The organism is Cyanobium sp. T1B-Tous, assembly GCF_024345475.1.
In the GTDB taxonomy this organism is placed as follows: domain Bacteria; phylum Cyanobacteriota; class Cyanobacteriia; order PCC-6307; family Cyanobiaceae; genus Cyanobium_A.
This window is the reverse complement of sequence record NZ_JAGQBE010000050.1, coordinates 1-19,421: the sequence shown is the minus strand read 5'-3', so window position 1 is coordinate 19,421 and position 19,421 is coordinate 1. Positions and strand designations below refer to the sequence as shown.

Sequence of the window (19,421 nt, the reverse complement as noted above, 5' to 3'; positions counted from 1 at the left end):
TCGGGGAACAACATCCATGGGGACGTGGGGGGTGCAGGCACCCGAACCACAACAAATAGATCAAAGAACGTGAACCAATTCTGGCACCCGCAGCCATCACCAGGCCGAACCGGCAACTCAGGCGGCAGGACGGGCACCCTGCTGATCACGGCGGATGCTCAGGTCGGCGGGACGGCCATCGAGATGGTCCAGCCGCGAGCGGATAACCCGAAGCTCCTCGAGGATGGCTCCCAACAGTTGCTGGGTAGCGGTGGAGGGGGAATTCAGCACCTCAACGGTGACTTCCTTGATCCGCAACACGTCGCGGGCAAACCGAGCCACCTCGTTGGGGTGGAACATCAGCGGATCCTTCTGATCGCTGCGGTATTCCGGATTGAGTTTGCGGGGATTGAAGGGGGGGTTGAGATTGCGCGGATCGGTGTTGGTGTAGCGATACACGGAGGCTCGCGACCGGTTCAGCGCCTTCTGCACCTCATCGATACCGATCAGACCTTCGCTCGCTTCAGAGGCCGCCTCGGCCTCGGCCGCCTTCTCGCCCGGAGTGAGGTCTACCCCTAGCAATGCCCCTGAAGCCATCCCCACAGCGTTGCCCAAAGCATTGACAGAGCTGGGCTGGGGGGGCATGAGACAGCTCTTGGACCAGTGGGATCGAGGCCAGACCATAGCAGGGGTTCTCGGGTCAAGCTGCCGCGATGGCCACCCTGGCGATTGCGCCCCTGAATGGGGGGCGGTGATAGGTTCCGCGATCCCCTGAAACCCCTGGCCATGCGCGTCTCCCGCCTGATGCTGGTGACGCTCCGCGATGACCCTGCGGAGGCGGAAATCCCCTCCCACAAGCTGCTGTTGCGCGCCGGCTACATCCGTCGAGTGGCCTCCGGCATCTACGCCTACCTACCCCTGATGTGGCGGGTGCTCCAAAAGGTGTCCCGGGTGGTGCGCGAAGAAATGGACCGCACCGGGGCCCTCGAGACCCTGCTCCCCCAGCTGCAACCCGCGGAGCTATGGCAGCGCAGCGGCCGCTGGGCCGGCTACACGGCAGGGGAGGGAATCATGTTTCACCTCCAGGACCGTCAGGGCCGCGAGCTGGGCCTGGGTCCGACCCATGAGGAAGTGATCACGGCACTGGCCGCCGACCTGCTGCGCTCCTACCGGCAATTGCCGGTGAATCTGTATCAGATTCAGGGCAAATTCCGCGATGAGATCCGCCCCCGTTTCGGGCTGATGCGGGGGCGGGAATTCATCATGAAAGATGCCTATTCCTTCCATGCCGACGAAGCGTCTCTGCGCGAGACCTACGCGGCCATGGACGGGGCCTACCGGCGGATCTTTGCCCGCTGCGGCCTGCGGGCCGTGGCCGTGGAAGCCGACAGCGGCGCCATCGGCGGCTCCGCCAGCCAGGAATTCATGGTGACCGCCGCGGCCGGCGAGGACCTGATTCTGGCCAGTGGCGATGGCCGCTACGCCGCCAACCAGGAGCGGGCCGTCTCCCAGGCTCCGGAGCCCGTGGCCCTGGCGGATGGGGCGCGCGCCGCCGGACAGGGTGCCCCCCTCTCCACGCCGCAGCAGAGCAGCATCGAAGCCCTCTGCGAGGCCCATGACTTCCACCCCACCCAGATGGTGAAGGTGCTGCTGCTGTTGGCCCGCTTCGAAGACGGCAGCCAGCAACCCCTGCTGATCAGCCTGCGGGGCGACCAGCAGCTCAACACCGTGAAACTGGCCAATGCGGTGACGGCCCGGTGCTCGGCTGCACACGGGGCCCTGCTGGACATCGGCCCCCTCAGCGCCGAGGCCGCCAGCAAGGAGGGCCTGGGCCCCATTCCCTTTGGATTCATGGGGCCCCATCTGGACGATGCCGTGCTGGAGGGTGCCCGCAGTTGGGCCCCCACCTTCCTGCGACTGGCCGACCCCACCGCCACCGACCTGGAGGCCTTCATCTGCGGAGCCAACACGGTTGACACCCACCTGGTGGGCGCCGCCTGGGGAGGGCTCTGCCCCGCTCCCGAGAGCCTGGATCTTCGGGCCGCCCAGCCGGGGGATCGCTGCCAGCACGACCCCAGCCAGCGACTGGAGGCCAGCCGGGGCATCGAAGTGGGGCACATCTTCCAGCTGGGTCGCAAATACTCCGAAGCGCTCGACGCCCGCTTCACCAACGAGGCCGGCGTCGAGGAAGCCCTCTGGATGGGCTGCTACGGCATCGGCGTGTCCCGCCTGGCCCAGGCAGCGGTGGAGCAGCACCACGACGACAACGGCATCTGCTGGCCGGTGTCGATCGCCCCCTTTGAGGTGATCGTGGTGGTGGCCAATCGGGCCGAAAGCGACCAACTCAGCCTTGGCGAACGCACCTACAACCAGCTGCAGGAAGCTGGCGTGGACGTGCTCCTCGACGACCGCCCGGAACGGGCCGGGGTGAAATTCAAGGATGCGGACCTGATCGGCATCCCCTGGAGGGTGGTGGTCGGCCGGGGGGCCGCGGCGGGCCTGGTGGAACTGGTGGAGCGCGCCACGGGCCACAAGCGGGAACTGCCCGCCAACGACCTGCTCGGGGCGCTGCTGCCCAGCCTCCAGACCCAGCGACGGGGCCTGGAGATCTGAAGCCTTCTGGCCCCTCCAGAGGCGGCTTCTAGGATTGGGTCACTCGCAAATTCCCCATGGCCGCTGTGCTCACCACCATCAGCCAGCGGCTGAGGCTGCTCTCCCGGCTGGCCATCGCCCTGGTGCTTTGCCTGAGCTTGGGCCTGACCGCCTGCAGCTCCAGTGCCGGCGGCCTGACGGGCAATTACGTGGAGGACACCGTGGCGGTGGCCGACAGCCTGCTGGCCACCATTGCCTTGGGCGCTGACGATCCCGGCCGCAGCGAGGCCGAAACCCAGGCCCGCAGCCTGATCAACGGCTACATGGCCCGCTACCGGCCCCGCAGCAGCGTGAATGGCCTCGGTTCCTTCACCACCATGCAGACCGCCCTCAACTCCCTGGCCGGCCACTACACCAACTACCCCAATCGGCCGGTGCCCGACGCCCTCAAGGAGCGGATCAGCAAGGAGCTCAAAAAAGCTGAAACCAACGTCGTCCGCGGCGCTTGACCCCCAAGCCCCCCGCCGGTGCCGCCCCTTCACTTTGACGAACGGCACCCTGATCTGAGAGGCTCACGCGTTGTGCTCAGAAGCGGCTGCGGGCCGCTGTGTCCTTGGCCAACGTTGTCGTCATCGGTGCGCAGTGGGGTGACGAGGGGAAGGGCAAGATCACCGATCTGCTGAGCCGCTCCGCCGACGTGGTGGTGCGCTACCAGGGCGGGGTGAATGCCGGTCACACCATCGTGGTGGACGACAAGGTGCTCAAGCTGCACCTGATCCCCTCCGGCATCCTCTATCCCGACACCGTCTGCCTGATCGGCTCCGGCACGGTGGTGGATCCCAAAGTGATGCTCGGCGAGCTGGACATGCTCGCCCAAAACGGCATTGGGGTGGAGGGGCTGCAGCTGGCCTCCACCGCCCACGTGACCATGCCCTACCACCGCCTGCTGGATCAGGCGATGGAGCAGCGCCGCGGCGACCGCCGCATCGGCACCACCGGCCGGGGCATCGGCCCCACCTATGCCGACAAATCCGAGCGCAACGGCATTCGCATCCTCGACATCCTCGATGAGGGCCGCCTGCGGGATCGCCTGGCCGGGGTGCTGGCGGAGAAGAACGAGATCCTCACCAAGCTCTATGGCCTCGACCCCCTCGATTTCGAGGCGGTGGTGGCCGAGTACGTCGGTTACGGCCAGCGGCTCGCCCCCCATGTGGTGGATTGCACCCGGGCCATTCACCAGGCCGCCCGAGCCCGCAAGAACATCCTGTTCGAGGGTGCCCAGGGCACCCTGCTCGACCTCGACCACGGCACCTATCCCTATGTCACTTCGTCCAATCCGGTGAGTGGCGGGGCCTGCATCGGTGCCGGGGTGGGCCCCACCCTGATCGACCGGGTGATCGGCGTCGCCAAGGCCTACACCACCCGGGTGGGCGAAGGCCCCTTCCCCACCGAACTCGAGGGCAGCCTCAACGACCACCTCTGCGACCGCGGTGGGGAGTTCGGGACCACCACCGGCCGCCGCCGCCGCTGCGGCTGGTTCGACGGGGTGATCGGCCGCTATGCCGTGGAAGTGAATGGCCTGGATTGCCTGGCCATCACCAAGCTCGACGTGCTCGACGAGCTCGATGAGATCCAGGTGTGCGTCGCCTACGAACTCGACGGCGAGCGCATCGAGTACTTCCCCAGCAGCTCCGAGGACTTCGCCCGCTGCCAGCCGATCTTCGAAACCCTGCCCGGTTGGCAAACGTCCACCGCCGACTGCCGCAGCCTCGAGGAGCTGCCGGCCACGGCCATGAGCTACCTGCGCTTCCTGGCCGACCTGATGGAAGTGCCGATCGCCATCGTCTCCCTGGGCGCCAACCGCGACCAGACCATCGTGGTGGAAGATCCCATCCACGGTCCCAAACGAGCCCTGCTGAGCGTCTGATGACCAAGACCTTCGACGTTGTCGGCATCGGCAACGCCATCGTGGATGTGCTGGTGCAGGCCGACGACGACTTGCTCGACAACTTCGAACTCACCAAGGGCACCATGGCCCTGGTGGATGAACACCAGGCCAAAACCCTCTACGCCCGCGTGGGGCCTGGCCTGGAAACCTCCGGCGGCTCCGCGGCCAACACCCTCGCCGGGGTGGCCCAGCTGGGGGGCCGGGCCGGCTTCATCGGCCGGGTGCGCAACGACCAGCTGGGCGGCATCTTTGCCCACGACATTCGCTCGGTGGGCGCCCGTTTCGAGACCCCAGCCGCCACGGAGGGGCCCTCCACCGCCCGGTGCCTGATCCTGGTGACCCCCGATGCCCAGCGCACGATGTGCACCTACCTGGGCGCGTCGGTGGGGCTGGATCCGGCCGATCTCGATCTGGAGATGGTGGCCCAGGCCAAGCTCCTTTACCTGGAGGGCTATCTCTGGGACAGCGACGACGCCAAAGCGGCCTTCATCGCCGCGGCCGAAGTGGCGCGCGCCCATGGTGGCGAGGTGGCCCTGAGCCTCTCCGATGCCTTCTGCGTCGAGCGCCACCGGGACAGCTTCCAGGAGCTGGTGGATGGCCACGTGGACATCCTGTTCGCCAATGAGATGGAGATCACCGCTCTCTACAAGGCCAACAGCTTTGAGGAGGCCGCCGACCAGGTGCGGGGACGCTGCAAGGTGGCGGCCCTCACCCGCAGTGAACAGGGTTCGGTGATCCTCAACGGTGCGGGCAGCCACGCCATCGAACCCTTCCAGCTCGGCCCCCTGGTGGACACCACCGGTGCTGGCGATCTGTACGCCGCCGGCTTCCTGCACGCCTACACCCAAGGACAGGACATCGCCGCCTGCGGCCGGCTCGGCTCCCTCTGCGCCGGCCAGGTGGTGACCCAGCTGGGCCCCCGTCCCCAGGGGTCCCTCAAGGAGCTGGTGGCCCAGCATCTGGGCTGAGGCTCTCCGTGAGCCACTGGCCATAGGCCCCGGCGGTGAGCGCGGTCCAGTGGATCCACTCGGGGGTCTCGTAGCTGTGCAGTTCCAGCAAGGCCTCGCGCAGGGGCTCCAGCTGCTCGGGGCCGGTTTTCAGCAACAGCTGCACCTCCTCCTCCGCCGTGATCCCTCCCTGCCAGCGGTAGTGCGACTGCACCGGCAGCAGGCTGGCGCAGGCCACCAGCCGGCGCTCCAGCAGCGTCGCCGCCAGGCTGCGGGCCCGATCTGGACTGGCTTCCGAGGTGAGCACCAGCACCATGGATTGGCCCGGGATGGACTGGGCCGGGATGGACTGGGCCGGGGGGGATGGGGGCATGGACGGGGTGGCGGCTAGGGCCATGGTGGGCTCACAGCCCTGGTGGGGGAACCAGGGCCTCCAGGGCCTCCAACAAGGCCCCCTGGGTGAGGAGTTCCGACCCCTCGGGTTCCGGAGGACGGGCCAGCAGGAGCAGCCGCAGCCCCTCACGGCTGCAGAGCTGCCGCCAGAGGCGTTCGGTGGCTCCCCCCGACTGGCGCGCCAGCACGGTGCCGATCCGCCAGCGACGCAGCAGGGCCCACTCCACCTCCACGCCCGCACCGGGCCGCAGGCAGGCCACTCGCTCAGGGCCCAATCCAGCCGCCATCGCCTGTTGCAGGGAGTGGGCACTCGGCAGCAGCCTGGCGTGGTGCCGGGCCCCGGGGCTGCAGGCCACGGCCTGGGCCAACTGGCGAGCGCCAATGGCCAGCAGCAGGGACTCCCCCTGGAGGGGGAGCGCACGGAGATCCTCCAGCCGAGGCAGAAGGGTGGCCGGGCCCTCCGGAGTAGGCCGCAGCAGGCGCAGCAGCCGTTGCCCCCGGCGCCTGCAGGCCGCGGCGAGCTGGTGGCTCACCTGGCGGGCGAAGGGATGGCTGGCATCCACCACCACCCGATAGGGCCGCCCAGCGGCGGCGGCGCTGGCCAGTTCGGCCTCCACGCCGGCTTGCTCCCCGAGGGCACCGACGTGAATGGCCAGCCCCGGATGGGAGCGGTAGGCCTGGGCCGCAGAAGCACTCACCACACTCACGGTGAGCTGCCAGCCCCGCTGGAGCAGCTGGGCGGCCAGTTCAGGGCCCTCCCCGGTGCCGGAAATCAGCCACAGCCGCGGACAGTCCTGGTGCATTTCAGGTCGGTGCATCAGGATGGGGCCCCACCCATGGTTGCCGGGGAGTGAATCACTGTCTGATTGAGGTCGAGGTGCTGGAAGCGCCCCAGGTGCGCTACACCCAGGACAACCAGACGCCGGTGGCGGAGATGGCCGTCCAGTTCGACGGCCTGCGGCCCGACGACCCCCCGTCCCAGCTCAAGGTGGTGGGCTGGGGCAATCTGGCCCAGGAGCTGCAGAGCCGGGTGCAGGTGGGTCAGCGGCTGATGCTCGAAGGGCGGCTGCGCATGAACACCGTGACCCGTCAGGACGGCGTCAAGGAAAAACGGGCCGAATTCACCCTGGCACGGCTCCATCCCCTGGGCAGCGGGGGAGCCCCAGCCATGGCCCCCTCCCCGGCCGTTCCCCAGCCCCAGGCCAGCGCCGCCCCGGTGCGCCGGGCGCCAGGCCCCACCGCGGCGGCCCCGAGCCCCGCTTCCGTTGCCGCCCCGGCCCCGCAGCCAGCCAGCCAGCCCCCCACCTGGAACACGTCGCCGCTGGTACCGGACCTGCCCGAGGACGACGACATCCCGTTCTGAGCCCCGCTTCGGCGGGGCGGTGCCGGATCAGTCAGCCGTGGGGCGGCTGGCCTGGTGCTCACTCACCTGGTCGAGCAGCTGGCCCAGTTCCCGCTCCAGAGCGGCCAGGTCAAGGCGCCACTCGGGCCAGCGACCGGCATCGATCTGGCGCAACAGCCAGAGCCGATCGGCCCGCAGCGTCTCGATCAGGTCACTGGTGGTGGGCTCGGTCGCCGTCGTGGTGGGCTCGGTTGCCATCGCGCTCGGCTCGGTCGCCATGGGGATACAGGAAGATGGCTGGATGCAAGCCATTCTCTCCCCCGGCAGCCTGGTCACGATTGCTGGAGCTGTGCTCACGGTGGTCGGCTCGATTGCCTACGCCACCGACAGTCCCAACCTGAGCCTGCCGACGATCTTCTACGGCATTCCCATCTTCTTGGGCGGCCTGGCTCTGAAATCCTCGGAACTCCCCCCTCCCCAGCGCCTGACGCCGGCCTCCCGCTTCAAGGCCCTGCGCGACCTGCCCGAGAGCGAACCCCTGCGCAAGCTGCTGGCCGACGTCGACCGCTGGCGCTACGGCCAGAAAGCCCACCTGGAGAGCTCCCTGGAGGTGCTCAAGCTCTGGGACGAGGAGGCCCCGCCCCAGCTGCTGACCATCGAGGAACTCGACTGTGACGGCCGCTATGGACTCAAACTCTGTTTTCGCTGCGAAGGGGTTCCCCTGGAGCGTTGGCAGGCGCAGGCGGAACGGCTCGGCCGCTTCTTCGGACCCGGGCTGAGGGCCGACATCCAGCCCGGCCGCCGCGACGAATTCAGCCTGGCCCTGGTTCCCCAGCCCGGAGCGAGCTAACACCAGGCTGACGGCGTTGCCGCACGGCCCCTCCCCGCGTCCCACTCCCCGCGCCCCCAGCCCCGAACCCTTGATCAGCAATCAGGACACCCTGAGGGTGTCGGTCCTCAGTGAGGCCCTCCCCTACATCCAACGCTTCGCCGGCCGCCGGGTGGTGGTCAAATACGGCGGTGCGGCCATGGTGCAGGCCGAGCTGCGGGAGGCCGTGTACCGCGATCTGGCCCTGCTGGCCTCCGTCGGCGTTCAGCCGGTGGTGGTGCATGGCGGCGGCCCGGAGATCAATGACTGGCTCACCCGCCTCAACATCGAGCCGGCTTTCCGCAACGGCCTGCGGGTGACCACCCCGGAAACCATGGACGTGGTCGAAATGGTGCTGGTGGGCCGGGTCAACAAACAGATCGTCAACGGCCTCCATCGGGTCGGCGGGCGGGCCGTGGGCCTCTGCGGCAGCGATGGCTCGCTGGTGCGGGCCCGCACCTACGCCGAAGGGGCCAATGGCCTGGTGGGGGAGGTGGCGGCGGTGGATCCCTCCGTGCTGTTTCCGCTGCTCGACGCGGGCTACATCCCGGTGATTTCCAGCGTGGCGGCCGATGAGGAGGGTCAGGCGCACAACATCAACGCCGACACGGTGGCCGGCGAACTGGCGGCGGCGCTAGAGGCCGAAAAGCTGATCCTGCTCACCGATACGGCCGGAATCCTGCGGGACCGCCACGATCCGGCTTCCCTGATTCGGCAGCTGAGCCTGTCCCAGGCCCGGGACCTGATCCGCGACGGCGTGGTGGAGGGCGGCATGACCCCGAAGACGGAGTGCTGCATCCGGGCGCTGGCGCAGGGCGTGGCCGCGGCCCACATCGTGGACGGCCGGGTGCCCCATGCCCTGTTGCTGGAGGTGTTCACCGACGCCGGCATCGGCACGATGGTGGTGGGAAGCCAGCGCAGCTGCCATGCCTGATGCGCAGCTGGCGCAGGCCCGCGATCTGCTGGAGCGGGGCGACTACGGCCGGGTGGTGCGGTTGCTCGAGCCCCTGAGCCGGGAGCACCCCCCTGCCTCCCAGACAGGAGCAGAGATCCAGCTGCTGCTGGCCACGGCCTGGATGGGGCAGGGGGAACCGGCGCGCGCCATGGTGTGCTGTCGCCTGATCAAGCGCTGCCGGGATGCAACCCTGCGGGCCCAGGCCGAGGATCTGCTGATGGTGCTGGAAGCGCCAGCCCTCGAACGGCCCCGGGAGTGGTCGATCACCCTGCCGGATCTGGGGACGGCCGAGGCCATGGGCGGCCAGATGCAGCAGCTTGCCCGCCAGCGCCGCCGCTCCAGCAAGCCTCCGCCGCCCCCGCCGCCGCCGGTGGGGCCGACCCAGGCCCCGATCGGGTTTGCCGTGCTGGCGATCGTGCTGCTGCTGCTCACCGTGCTGCTCGGAGGCTGCATGGAGGTGCGCACCGAGGTGACGTTCCAGGGGCCGGGGCGGCTGCAGATCGCCCACACCCTGGTGAGCCCTGGCCCCCAGCCCAGCCCCTGGCAACGGCAGTTCAGTCAGAGCCTGCAGGCCCAGGGCTTCCACCGCACCCCGGATCCCCGGTCCCTGCCCCAGGGAGGCGTCGCCCAACGGCTGGCGAGCCCGGTGCTGGCGGCCCCCAGGGCCCTGGCGCTGTTGACGGCCAACCTGGAGGAGGCGGCCCGGCTCGGTGGCCTCACCCTGCCGCCCCCGACCCTTCAACTCGACGAGCGGAACTGGCTGGTGGGGGTGTGGCAGACCCTGGAGCTGGCCGTGGATCTGCGGGAGATCGCACCCCTGCCTGGAGTCCGCGCCAGCGTTGAACTGGGCCCCGTCCGGCCAGCGGCCGTGCAGCAGGCCTCCCCGGATGCCGCCACCCCGGTCGCCGGGAACGCCGGCCTGGTCTGGCCCCTGCGCTTCGGGGCCCGCAACAGCCTGCGGCTGCACTGCTGGCGCTGGAGCAGCCTCGGACTGGGGGGGCTGCTGATCACGGCAGCCTTGGCCCTGGTGCTGGCCCTGGAGCGGCTGCGCCGGCTGCTGGGCTTCGGCCTGCCGGAACTGCCCGCCTGAACGCCTGGCGCCTTACAGGGTGAGGGGATCGGGGTCGATCGCCAGCCCCACGCCCGCCGGCAACCCCTGGCGCAACACGGCCTCGCTGGGCAGGGGCAGGCCGCCCGAGACGGAGGGATCCACGGGCCCATGCAGCAACAGCTGCCAGCGACTCTTGCCCGCCACCCGGGCAACCGGGGCCGGGGCCGGGCCGATCAGCAGCCAGCCGGCAGCCTCCACCCCAGGGCGGATCCGTTCGGCCAGCACCGCCGCCGCCGTGGCGGTGCCGCTGGCACTGGGGCCACTCAGGCGCAGCAGGCAGGCCCGGCTGAAGGGCACCAGCGCTGCCTGGCGGCGCAGCTGGATCTCCTCAGCCAGGAACTGCTCGTAGCGCCCGTCCACCAGATGGCGAATGACGGGGTGGTCAGGGCTGTAGGTCTGCACCAGCACCTCGCCAGGCCGCTCGCCGCGACCGGCCCGGCCCGCCAGTTGCAACAACAACTGCAGGCACTGCTCGGAGGAGCGCAGATCCGGGCGATGCAACAGGCCATCCGCCGCCAACACGGCCGCCAGGGTGACCCGGGGCAGGTCCATGCCCTTGGCGAGCATCTGGGTCCCCACCAGCACGTCCGCCTCCCCCTGGGCAAAGCGCTCCAGCAGGCGGCGATGGCCATCCCGCCCCCGGGTGGTGTCGCGGTCAAAGCGCAGCAACCGCAGGCCCTCCAACTCAGCGGCCAGCTGTTCCATCACCCGCTGGGTGCCGGCGCCAAAGGGCTTGAAGGCGGTGGAGCCGCACTGGGCGCAGCGATCACCCACCTCGGCGCGGTGATCACACCAGTGGCAGCGCAACCACTCCTGGCCGCCCTTGGAGCGGTGCACGGTGAGGGCCACATCGCAATGGGGGCAGAGCACGGCCTCCCCACAGCTGCGGCAGCTCAAAAAGGCCCGGTAGCCGCGGCGGGGCACCAGCACCACGGCCTGCTCGCCCTTCTCCTGCAGCTGCTCCAGCCGGCCCATCAGGGCCCGGCTCAGCAGGCGGCGGTGCCCGTCGGCCAGCTCATGGCGCATGTCAATCACCCGCACGGCGGGCAAGGGCCGGGCGCCGATCCGTTCCGGCAGCCGCAACAGGCGGGTGGAAGCGGAGGCTCCCTGGCAACCCAACCAGCTCTCGAGCGACGGGGTGGCACTGCCCAGCACCAGCCGCGCCCCGCTGCTGAGGGCCCGCAGCCGGGCCACATCGCGGGCGTGATAACAGGGCATGGGGCTGTCCTGCTTGTAGGAGGTGTCGTGCTCCTCATCGAGCACGATCAAGCCCAGGCGCGCCATCGGCAGGAAGATCGCCGAGCGGGTGCCCACCACCACCACGGGGCCCACCTCGAGGCAACGCCGCCAGGTGGCCACCCGGGCGCCCTCGGAAAGGCCGCTGTGGAATTCCAACACCCGCTCCCCAAAGCGCTCACGGGCCCGATCGAGCAGCTGGGGGATCAGGCCGATCTCCGGGGTGAGCAGCAGGGAGCCTTGGCCCGCCTCCAGCGCCTGGGCCGCAGCCCGCAGGTACACCTCGGTTTTGCCAGCGCCGGTGACCCCCCAGAGCAGGAACGCGGCTCCAGGCACCGCTCCGCCCAGGGCCTCCACCGCCGTGGCCTGGGCGTCGCTGAGGGCGGGCCAGCACGGGCCATCCAGGCCAGGGAGCGCCAGCTCCTGCGAGGAGCCCTGCCGGCGCCGCACCAGCCCCTTGTCCTCCAATCCCCTCAGCACCGCACGGCTGAAACCAGCCGCACCGCAGAGGTCCCGCAGGGGAACCGGGGCAGCTTGCCGGTCCAGATGGTCCAGCAACTGCTGCTGCCGGGGTGGCAGGGGCGTTTCGGGCCGGGGGGCGGCGCTGGGCTCCACCAGCCAGATCGGCCGACTGCCGCGACGGGCGGATTGGGTGCGCTGGCCCAGCCATCCCGGTGGCAGGGCGCTTTTGAGGGTTTTGAAGAGGCTCGTGTGGCACATCGCGGCCACCTCGGCAATCAAGGCCTGCCACTGGGCATCCACAGCTGCGCGCTGCCAGACCGCCAGGATCGGTTGCATGGTCTTGCCGCTGAGACTGGCCGGAAGCTGATCCAGTCCGCCCACCACCAGGCCGGTGTGGAGCCGCCCCTGCAGCCGCACCCGCACCAGATCGCCGATCCCAGCTGGGGTCTGAGGATCATTGGCGTAGGTGAAGACCTGACCTTCCCGGCCGGCCTCCAGCCAGATCTCGAGCCAGGGGCTGGTCAAGCTTGCAAAGGTCACGGCCCATTCTTAGGATGTGACTGTTGGGCAGTCCAAGGGCTGCCGTCGGAACCCTGCAGAGTTCCGTCCAGCGGGAAGACCTGAAGAGAGACCTCGGGAGCCAGCCTCCCACCATTCGGCCTCCCGGTCTGCGACCACCCCTGACAGCGCTGCTTTCGCCAACCCATCCCGGCTTCCGCCTCCGACCTTTCTTTTTGCAGGGTCGCCACCAGACGTGAGCTTCCGTCGACCCTGCCCGTCCACGCGCCCTGAGGCCCGTTCCCATCCGGCGCGCTCCTCCCTGAGCCACGCCCCCTGAGGCACCCCCCAGAGCACGTTCCCCTTCGTTCTCTCCGCTTCTTCATTCCCGTATCCCATGAGCCCCACCGCTGCCCAGCCGAAAGCAAGCCCGGAAATTCTGTTGGTGGCCACGGCGGCCGGTGAGGAGGTAGTCGTGAAGGCCAAGAAGGCCCCCCCGAAAGCCAAGGCCACCACACCCAAAGCCACTCCAGCGAAATCCACCGCCGACAAGGGCTCTGCGGTGAAAGCCACAAAAGCCAAGCCTGCGCCGAAAGCCAAGGCAGCGGCCAAAGCCAAGCCTGTTGCCAAAGAAGCTGCTGCCGCTGGGGAACCAGCCGCCACTGCCGACCTCGCTGGCGCAGCCCTGGCCCAGCACGACGAAGCCGACAAGCCGGAGAAGGATGAGAAGGCCGCCAAGGCCCTCGCCAGCATCAAGGTGGGGCCCAAGGGCGTCTACACCGAAGACTCGATCCGCGTCTACCTGCAGGAGATCGGCCGGATTCGCCTGCTGCGGCCCGACGAGGAAATCGAGCTGGCCCGCAAGATCGCCGACCTGCTGCAGCTGGAGGAGCTCGCCGCCCAATTTGAAGCGGACCACGGCCACCACCCCGACAACAAGGAGTGGGCGGCCCTGGTGGACATGCCCCTGATCAAGTTCCGCCGGCGCCTGATGCTCGGCCGCCGGGCCAAGGAAAAGATGGTGCAGTCGAACCTCCGTCTGGTGGTGTCGATCGCCAAGAAATACATGAACCGGGGCCTGAGCTTCCAGGATCTGATCCAGGAAGGCAGCCTGGGCCTGATCCGCGCCGCCGAGAAGTTCGACCACGAGAAGGGCTACAAGTTCTCCACCTACGCCACCTGGTGGATCCGCCAGGCGATCACCCGCGCCATCGCCGACCAGTCGCGCACCATCCGCCTGCCGGTGCACCTCTACGAGACGATCTCGCGGATCAAGAAGACCACCAAGACCCTCTCCCAGGAATTCGGCCGCAAGCCCACCGAGGAGGAGATCGCCGAATCGATGGAGATGACCATCGAGAAGCTGCGCTTCATCGCCAAGAGCGCCCAGCTGCCCATCTCCCTGGAAACCCCGATCGGCAAGGAGGAGGATTCCCGCCTCGGCGACTTCATCGAAGCCGACATCGAAAACCCCGAGCAGGATGTGGCCAAGAACCTGCTGCGCGAAGACCTTGAAGGGGTGCTCGCCACCCTCAGCCCCCGCGAGCGCGATGTGCTGCGGCTGCGTTACGGCCTCGATGACGGCCGCATGAAGACCCTCGAGGAGATCGGCCAGATCTTCGATGTGACCCGGGAGCGCATCCGCCAGATCGAGGCCAAGGCCCTGCGCAAGCTGCGCCACCCCAACCGCAATGGGGTGCTCAAGGAGTACATCAAGTAGGTGGCCAGCCTGCTCGAACTGCGCGGTCTGAGGACCGCGCCAGATCTCGATGGCGACCAGCGCGACCAGCTGAGGCTCGAGTTGGAGTCACGCCTCGGGGGCTGTGATTGGTTCACCATTGGGATCATGGCCCCGTCCGCGGCGGCGGCCATCACCGCCCTGCGGGCCACGGAAGCCCGGCTCCACTGGAGCGCCCTGGAGGGGGCGGCCGCCGAGAGCAGTGCCCCCCAAGGGGCCGGTCCCGTGTTCCTCAAAGGCAACCAGTCGACGGGACAGTTCAGCCTGCGCCAGGAGGACGGCCTGGGCACTGGAATCCTGATCACCGGCCACGCCCCGGCCAACCCGGACGCCGAAGACACCTGGGGCCCCCTGCCCCTGGATTTCTTCAGCTGATCACGGTCTGGCCGGGAGCCGCCGGAACGGTGAAGGCCACTCCTTAGGCTGGGCGGCTGTTATCTGGCACCGATGGCCAACCCCCTGCGCATCGCCTCCCGCCGCAGCCAGCTGGCCATGGTGCAGACCCACTGGGTGCGCGATGAGCTGGCCAAGGCCCACGCGGGCCTGGAGATCAGCATCGAGGCCATGGCCACCCAGGGCGACAAGATCCTGGATGTGGCCCTGGCCAAGATCGGAGACAAGGGCCTGTTCACCAAAGAGCTGGAGGCCCAGATGTTGGTCAACCAGGCCGACATCGCCGTCCACAGCCTCAAGGACCTGCCCACCAACCTCCCCGAAGGGCTGATGTTGGGCTGCATCACCGAGCGGGAGGATCCCGCCGATGCCCTGGTGGTGCACGCCAAGCACCAGGACAAAACCCTCGCCACCCTGCCCGCCGGTGCCGTGGTGGGCACCAGCTCCCTGCGCCGGCTGGCCCAGCTGCGCCATCACTTCCCCCACCTGGTGTTCAAGGATGTGCGGGGCAACGTGATCACCCGGCTGGAGAAACTCGATGCCGGCGACTACGACTGCCTGATCCTGGCGGCGGCCGGCCTGGGCCGGCTGGGGCTGGGCGATCGCATTCACGAGCTGATCGACCCCTCCATTTCGCTCCATGCCGTGGGCCAGGGAGCCCTCGGCATCGAGTGCCGCGAGGGCGATGCCACGGTGCTGGAGCAGATCAAGGTGCTCGAGCACACCCCCACCGCGCGGCGCTGCCTGGCGGAGCGGGCCTTCCTGCGCGAACTGGAGGGGGGCTGCCAGGTGCCCATCGGGGTCAACACCCGCTTCGACGGGGAGGGCGACAGCGCCGAGCTGGTGCTAACCGGCATGGTGGCCAGCCTGGATGGACTGCGCCTGATCCGCGACGAGGCCCGCGGCCCCCAGGAGAATCCCGAAGCCATCGGCATCGCCCTGGCCCATACCTTGAAGGCCCAAGGTGCAGGAGAGATCCTGGAGGAGATCTTTGCAACGGTCCGGCCTGAAGCCTGAAACCAGCCCCGACCCAGCTGAGGAGCAGGTCCAGGGTCCCGACGGCGAGGCGCGTGCCCTGCCGTATCAATGGAATCTGCTGGCCTGGGCCGCCCTCGTTGGGGTGGCCACGGGCCTGGCGGTGGTGGGATTCCATGAATTGCTGGGCTTCATCAACAACGGACTGTTCGGCCCGTTTGTGGAGGGGTTGCTGGCCGTGGGGCGCAACCCACTGCCCGAACTGCCCCCGGAGCTGCCGCCCCTGCCACCGGATACGGGCACGCCCCTGAGGGCTCTCCTGCAGGTGGGTCTGGGCGGCCTGGGCTTCCTGCCCCCCCCGCCGGCAGCCCCGGAACCACCCCCGCTGCCCGTTTCCACCCTGCCCGACTGGATCAGCCTCTGGCCGGTGGTGGTGGTGCCGACCCTGGGGGGCCTGGCCGTCGGCCTGTTGCGGCGCTACGGCGGGGAGTTGGGTCCTGGGCTGCCGAGCCTGATGGCCATGGCCGACGGAGCCGTGCCCGCCAGTCCTCGCCTGCCCCTGCAGCGCCTGCTGGGGGCCTCCCTCAGCCTCGGCAGCGGCGCCTCGCTGGGCCCCGAGGGACCCAGCGTGGAGAGCGGCGGCAATATCGGCCTGTGGACGGCCCTGCGCGGAGGGCTTTCGCCCCAGAGCCAGAAAGCCCTGGTGGCCGCCGGGGTGGCCGCCGGCCTGGCCGCGGGCTTCAAAGCCCCGATTGCCGGAGTGTTTTTTGCCTTTGAGGGCAGCTTCAGTGCGATCCAGGGCCGCCCCAGCCTGCGGGCCGTGCTGGTGGCGGCGGTGGCCTCCTCCCTGGTAACCCAACTGCTGCTCGGCGACACGCCGATCCTGCGCCTGCCCGCCTATGAGGTGCGCTCGCCGCTGGAGTTGCCCCTGTATCTGGGGCTGGGGTTGGTGGCCAGCCTGATGTCGTGGGCGCTGGTGAGCCTGCTGGCGGCCGGCCGCAGCGAGCGCCTGCAGACCTGGCTGGGCCAATTGCCCCCCGGCTTGCCCACGGCCCTGGGAGGAGCCTGCGTGGGCCTGATGGCCCTCGGCTTTCCCCAGGTGCTGGGCGTGGGCTACGACACGATTGAAGCCCTGCTCGGCAGTGACGGCGGGGTGCCCCTGTTCACCCTGCTGGCGCTGCTGGGGGTGAAACTGCTGGCCACCGGCATCAGCAACGCCACCGGCTTTGTGGGCGGAGGCTTCGCCCCCTCCCTGTTTCTGGGGGCCGTGCTGGGCAACTGCTACGGCCAGCTGCTCGGGGACAGCGGCCTGCACCTGCCGGTGGCCGAGCCCCCGGCCTACGCCATGGTGGGCATGGCGGCCGTGCTGGCCGGTAGCGCCCGGGCCCCACTCACAGCGCTGCTGCTGCTGTTTGAACTCACCCGCGACATCCGCATCGTGCTGCCCCTGATGGCCGCCGCCGGCCTCAGTGCCGCCCTGGTGGAGCGCTGGCAGGGGCTGGCGGATCCGGGCCTGCTGGGCCCCGATCCCCTCGAAGAGCAGCGGCGGCGCCAACTGGCGGCCCTGCCGGTGGCCGACGCCTTCGAGCCCGAGGCCCCCTTGGTGCTGCCGGCCGCTCTACCGGCCGACCAGGCCCTGCGCCAGCTGGTGGAGGCCCACAGCCACTGCCTGGTGGTGGCCGACGGCAGCTGGGTGGTGGGGCTCGTCACCCTGCCGGATCTGCAGCGGGCCCTCAGCGCCGAACCGCGACACAGCGAGGGCGGCCAGGCCTTGATGCCCAGCCTGATTGCGTGTCGCCGCAGCGATCTGGTGTGGCTGCCGCTGGGCGCCCATCTCGCCCAACTGGAGGATCAACTCACCCCCAATGGCCTGCGCCAGGTGCCTGTGTTCGACGTGCCGGCCGCCACGGCGGCCGCCCTGCCCCACGGCCTCCCCAACCCCGGACTACCGGTGGCGTCCCTGCGGGGCCTGGCCACGCGCGACGGGATGGCACGGGCCCTGGCCCGCCAGCTTCACCGCTGGGGCTGAAGCTGGACGGACAGGGCCTCAGCAGCAGGATCAACCGCACTCAGGCGGGCCAGGATTCTCTCCAGGTCGAGGGCCGACAGTTCCCCATCACTGGCCCACTTCAGGGTTGTGCTGATCTGGGGTTCGGCAGGTTGGCGGGATGGGGAAGCCGGAGACATGAACGGGGACCTTGGGAGGCCCACGGCCCCAGTGAAGGCCAACAAAGTACCGGTGAACCGGCCCGTTTCCGTCGTTGCTGCAGCGATCTCCTGAATGTTTTCAGGTGAGGCCGCACCACCCCGGAACGCCGTTCAACGCTGCACGATCACCGGGGTGCCGACATCCACCAAGTCGAACAATTTGCGCACGTGCTCATGGAGCATGCGCACGCAACCGTTGGTGACGGCAGCACGGGAGGTCACGGTCCAGGCCCAGGCCGAGGGGGTCCCATGGATGCCGTACTGATTCGGACCGCTCTTTTGGAAGCCCATCCAGCGATCGCCCAGGGGCCCATTGGGGCCCACCGTGGCATTGATCTTGCCGCTCTTGGTGCTTTGGTACTTGGGGTTGACCACCTTGTTCTGGAGCGTGAAGCGACCCACGGGGGTGGGGGTGCTGGGGTCACCAATCGCCACGGGCCAGCTGCCGATGACCTTGCCGTTGTCCCGCAGGCTGATGGTGCGCTTGCCCAGCTGCAGCAGGATCTCCCGGGTGTTCCCCTGGGCCGCCGGCGTGGCCGGGGCCGGCACGGACTGGAGAGGTGCGGACTGGAGAGGGGCTGACTGGGAAGCCGTCGGCTGCTCAAGGGCCTTCTGGCCAAGGGCGGACGATCCCTGGGCCAGAACAGGCCCGGTGGCCAGGGCTGCGGCAACCAGCCAGAGGGGCAGACAAGAGGCGTTCATGGCTGGCTCCGGGCTCAGTTGACCAGCTTGGCGTCAATGACGTGGAGATAGCGCCGTTCGCACTCCTTGATGATGCGCACGGCCTCGGCGGGGTCCAAGAAGCCGTTCACCTTGCAGGTGCCGGGCTTCTTGAGGTCCTTGTAGTGCTCCCAGTAGTACTGGGTTTCCTTCACCCACTGGGGCCCGAGGTCGGTGTAGCTGGTGATGTGGTCCATGCGCTTGTCGTCCGCCAGCACGGCGATCACCTTGTCGTCCACCTCGCCGCCATCGTCGAAGGTCATGATGCCGATGATGCGGGCCTCCACCAGGGAGCCGGGCACCAGGGGTTCGGTCACGCCCACGATCTCGATGTCGAGGGGATCGCCGTCCTCGTCCCAGGTGCGGGGAATGCAGCCGTAGGCGAAGGGGTAGGCCAGGGAGGAATAGCCCACGCGATCGAGCTTGAGGTGACCGGTCTCGGTGATCAGCTCGTATTTGTTGATCGTCATGGAGTTGAGCTCCACGATGGCGTTCAGACGCAGCTCGGCTTCATCGGCAAAGGCCGGCAGCACGTGCAGCAGGTTGAGCATCGTGCGGCTGGGGGCGTGGTCGATGTTCGCCATACAGCGGGATCCAAACGGCAGGCCGGCATCTTACGGAGTGCCATTGCGCCCCCCTTCACGGTTGCGCGAGCAGCGGCTCCAGCTTGGTGCGCAGGTAGCGCAGAAAAGGCGCTGCGCTGAGGGGGCTGCCGCTCACCCGGTGCACCAGCTCCTCGCCATTCACGGCGCGGCCCAGGGGCCACACCCGTTCGGCCAACCAATGGCGCAGGCTGGCCTCATCACCGGCCGCCACCCTGCCGGCGATGGGGCCCAGCTCCCGTTCCATGGCTTCGGCCAGCTGGGCGCTGATCAGGTGACCCAGCGCATAGGAGGGGAAGTAGCCAAACAGGCCCTCGGCCCAGTGGATGTCCTGTAGACAGCCTTCGGCGTCGTTGGCGGGCTGGACCCCCAGCAGCTCCCGCATGCGCCGGTTCCACTGCTCGGGCAACTCCTCCACCGGCATCTCCTGCTCCAGCAAGGCCAGCTCCAGCTC

General features: G+C 69.0%; 20 protein-coding genes and 1 pseudogene. 12 read left to right on the top strand and 9 right to left on the bottom strand.

The window, feature by feature from the left end; genetic code table 11:
- Positions 1–117: 117 nt before the first annotated feature.
- Positions 118–576, bottom strand: a complete 459-nt coding sequence (locus KBY71_RS11275; protein WP_254929001.1) for a hypothetical protein — start codon at positions 574–576, stop codon at positions 118–120.
- A gap of 189 nt (positions 577–765) precedes the next feature.
- Between KBY71_RS11275 and KBY71_RS11270 the strand changes: the two genes are divergently transcribed.
- The 4 genes from KBY71_RS11270 (at position 766) to KBY71_RS11255 (ending at position 5,487) form a co-directional block, all read left to right on the top strand.
- On the top strand, positions 766–2,592 hold the full coding sequence (locus KBY71_RS11270; RefSeq protein WP_254929000.1) for a proline--tRNA ligase: 1,827 nt from the start codon (positions 766–768) through the stop codon (positions 2,590–2,592).
- A gap of 56 nt (positions 2,593–2,648) precedes the next feature.
- A complete protein-coding gene (psb27, locus tag KBY71_RS11265) occupies positions 2,649–3,080 on the top strand; it encodes a photosystem II protein Psb27 (RefSeq protein WP_254928999.1) in 432 nt (143 codons plus the stop codon).
- A gap of 98 nt (positions 3,081–3,178) precedes the next feature.
- The gene (locus KBY71_RS11260) at positions 3,179–4,498 is read left to right on the top strand and encodes an adenylosuccinate synthase (protein ID WP_254928998.1); all 1,320 of its coding nucleotides are present in this window, start codon (positions 3,179–3,181) and stop codon (positions 4,496–4,498) included.
- On the top strand, positions 4,498–5,487 hold the full coding sequence (locus KBY71_RS11255; RefSeq protein ID WP_254928997.1) for an adenosine kinase: 990 nt from the start codon (positions 4,498–4,500) through the stop codon (positions 5,485–5,487). The genes KBY71_RS11260 and KBY71_RS11255 overlap by 1 nt, the downstream gene beginning before the upstream one ends.
- On the opposite strand, the gene cutA is transcribed toward KBY71_RS11255, so the two are convergent.
- Positions 5,456–5,839, bottom strand: coding sequence for a divalent-cation tolerance protein CutA (gene cutA, locus KBY71_RS11250; RefSeq protein WP_254928996.1), 384 nt, complete (start codon positions 5,837–5,839; stop codon positions 5,456–5,458). The two genes, KBY71_RS11255 and cutA, sit on opposite strands and share 32 nt — an antisense overlap.
- A 31-nt stretch (positions 5,840–5,870) precedes the next feature.
- Positions 5,871–6,662: a precorrin-6A/cobalt-precorrin-6A reductase gene (locus KBY71_RS11245; protein ID WP_254928995.1), complete on the bottom strand. Its 792-nt coding sequence runs from the start codon at positions 6,660–6,662 to the stop codon at positions 5,871–5,873.
- Between the two features lie 47 nt (positions 6,663–6,709).
- Here KBY71_RS11245 and KBY71_RS11240 point away from each other — a divergent pair, with 47 nt between their 5' ends.
- Entirely contained in the window at positions 6,710–7,222 is a 513-nt protein-coding gene (locus tag KBY71_RS11240; protein WP_254928994.1) for a single-stranded DNA-binding protein, read from the top strand.
- Positions 7,223–7,249: 27 nt separating this feature from the next.
- On the opposite strand, the gene KBY71_RS11235 is transcribed toward KBY71_RS11240, so the two are convergent.
- The gene (locus KBY71_RS11235) at positions 7,250–7,480 is read right to left on the bottom strand and encodes a hypothetical protein (protein ID WP_254928993.1); all 231 of its coding nucleotides are present in this window, start codon (positions 7,478–7,480) and stop codon (positions 7,250–7,252) included.
- Between the two features lie 22 nt (positions 7,481–7,502).
- Here KBY71_RS11235 and KBY71_RS11230 point away from each other — a divergent pair, with 22 nt between their 5' ends.
- The 3 genes from KBY71_RS11230 to KBY71_RS11220 all read left to right on the top strand — a co-directional run bounded on the left by KBY71_RS11230 (position 7,503) and on the right by KBY71_RS11220 (position 10,114).
- Complete coding sequence (locus tag KBY71_RS11230; protein ID WP_254928992.1) at positions 7,503–8,051, top strand: DUF2854 domain-containing protein; 549 nt, start codon at positions 7,503–7,505, stop codon at positions 8,049–8,051.
- A gap of 73 nt (positions 8,052–8,124) precedes the next feature.
- On the top strand, positions 8,125–9,003 hold the full coding sequence (gene argB / locus KBY71_RS11225; protein WP_254929002.1) for an acetylglutamate kinase: 879 nt from the start codon (positions 8,125–8,127) through the stop codon (positions 9,001–9,003).
- Positions 8,996–10,114: a DUF3153 domain-containing protein gene (locus KBY71_RS11220; protein WP_254928991.1), complete on the top strand. Its 1,119-nt coding sequence runs from the start codon at positions 8,996–8,998 to the stop codon at positions 10,112–10,114. The genes argB and KBY71_RS11220 overlap by 8 nt, the downstream gene beginning before the upstream one ends.
- 12 nt (positions 10,115–10,126) lie before the next feature.
- Here the strand turns inward: KBY71_RS11220 and priA are convergent, their stop codons facing one another.
- A complete protein-coding gene (priA, locus tag KBY71_RS11215; protein WP_254928990.1) occupies positions 10,127–12,358 on the bottom strand; it encodes a primosomal protein N' in 2,232 nt (743 codons plus the stop codon).
- 370 nt (positions 12,359–12,728) lie between these two features.
- On the opposite strand from priA, the gene rpoD reads away from it, so the two are divergent.
- The 4 genes from rpoD (at position 12,729) to KBY71_RS11195 (ending at position 17,466) form a co-directional block, all read left to right on the top strand.
- A complete protein-coding gene (rpoD, locus tag KBY71_RS11210; RefSeq protein WP_254928989.1) occupies positions 12,729–14,051 on the top strand; it encodes an RNA polymerase sigma factor RpoD in 1,323 nt (440 codons plus the stop codon).
- On the top strand, positions 14,052–14,444 hold the full coding sequence (locus KBY71_RS11205) for a DUF1824 family protein (RefSeq protein WP_254928988.1): 393 nt from the start codon (positions 14,052–14,054) through the stop codon (positions 14,442–14,444).
- Between the two features lie 72 nt (positions 14,445–14,516).
- On the top strand, positions 14,517–15,479 hold the full coding sequence (gene hemC, locus KBY71_RS11200; protein ID WP_254928987.1) for a hydroxymethylbilane synthase: 963 nt from the start codon (positions 14,517–14,519) through the stop codon (positions 15,477–15,479).
- The gene (locus KBY71_RS11195; protein WP_254928986.1) at positions 15,454–17,466 is read left to right on the top strand and encodes a chloride channel protein; all 2,013 of its coding nucleotides are present in this window, start codon (positions 15,454–15,456) and stop codon (positions 17,464–17,466) included. Before hemC ends, KBY71_RS11195 begins: the two co-directional genes overlap by 26 nt.
- Here the strand turns inward: KBY71_RS11195 and KBY71_RS11190 are convergent.
- From KBY71_RS11190 to KBY71_RS11175, 4 genes and pseudogenes are all read right to left on the bottom strand, one after another.
- Positions 17,451–17,624 carry a hypothetical protein gene (locus tag KBY71_RS11190; RefSeq protein WP_254928985.1) on the bottom strand — a complete coding sequence of 58 codons (174 nt, stop codon included), beginning with the start codon at positions 17,622–17,624 and terminating at the stop codon, positions 17,451–17,453. The two genes, KBY71_RS11195 and KBY71_RS11190, sit on opposite strands and share 16 nt — an antisense overlap.
- Positions 17,625–17,756: 132 nt before the next feature.
- Positions 17,757–18,347, bottom strand: a complete 591-nt coding sequence (locus KBY71_RS11185; RefSeq protein ID WP_254928984.1) for a L,D-transpeptidase — start codon at positions 18,345–18,347, stop codon at positions 17,757–17,759.
- 14 nt (positions 18,348–18,361) lie between these two features.
- The gene (locus tag KBY71_RS11180; RefSeq protein ID WP_254928983.1) at positions 18,362–18,949 is read right to left on the bottom strand and encodes an inorganic diphosphatase; all 588 of its coding nucleotides are present in this window, start codon (positions 18,947–18,949) and stop codon (positions 18,362–18,364) included.
- A gap of 55 nt (positions 18,950–19,004) precedes the next feature.
- A pseudogene (locus KBY71_RS11175) lies at positions 19,005–19,421 on the bottom strand (carboxypeptidase M32); the annotation flags it as partial.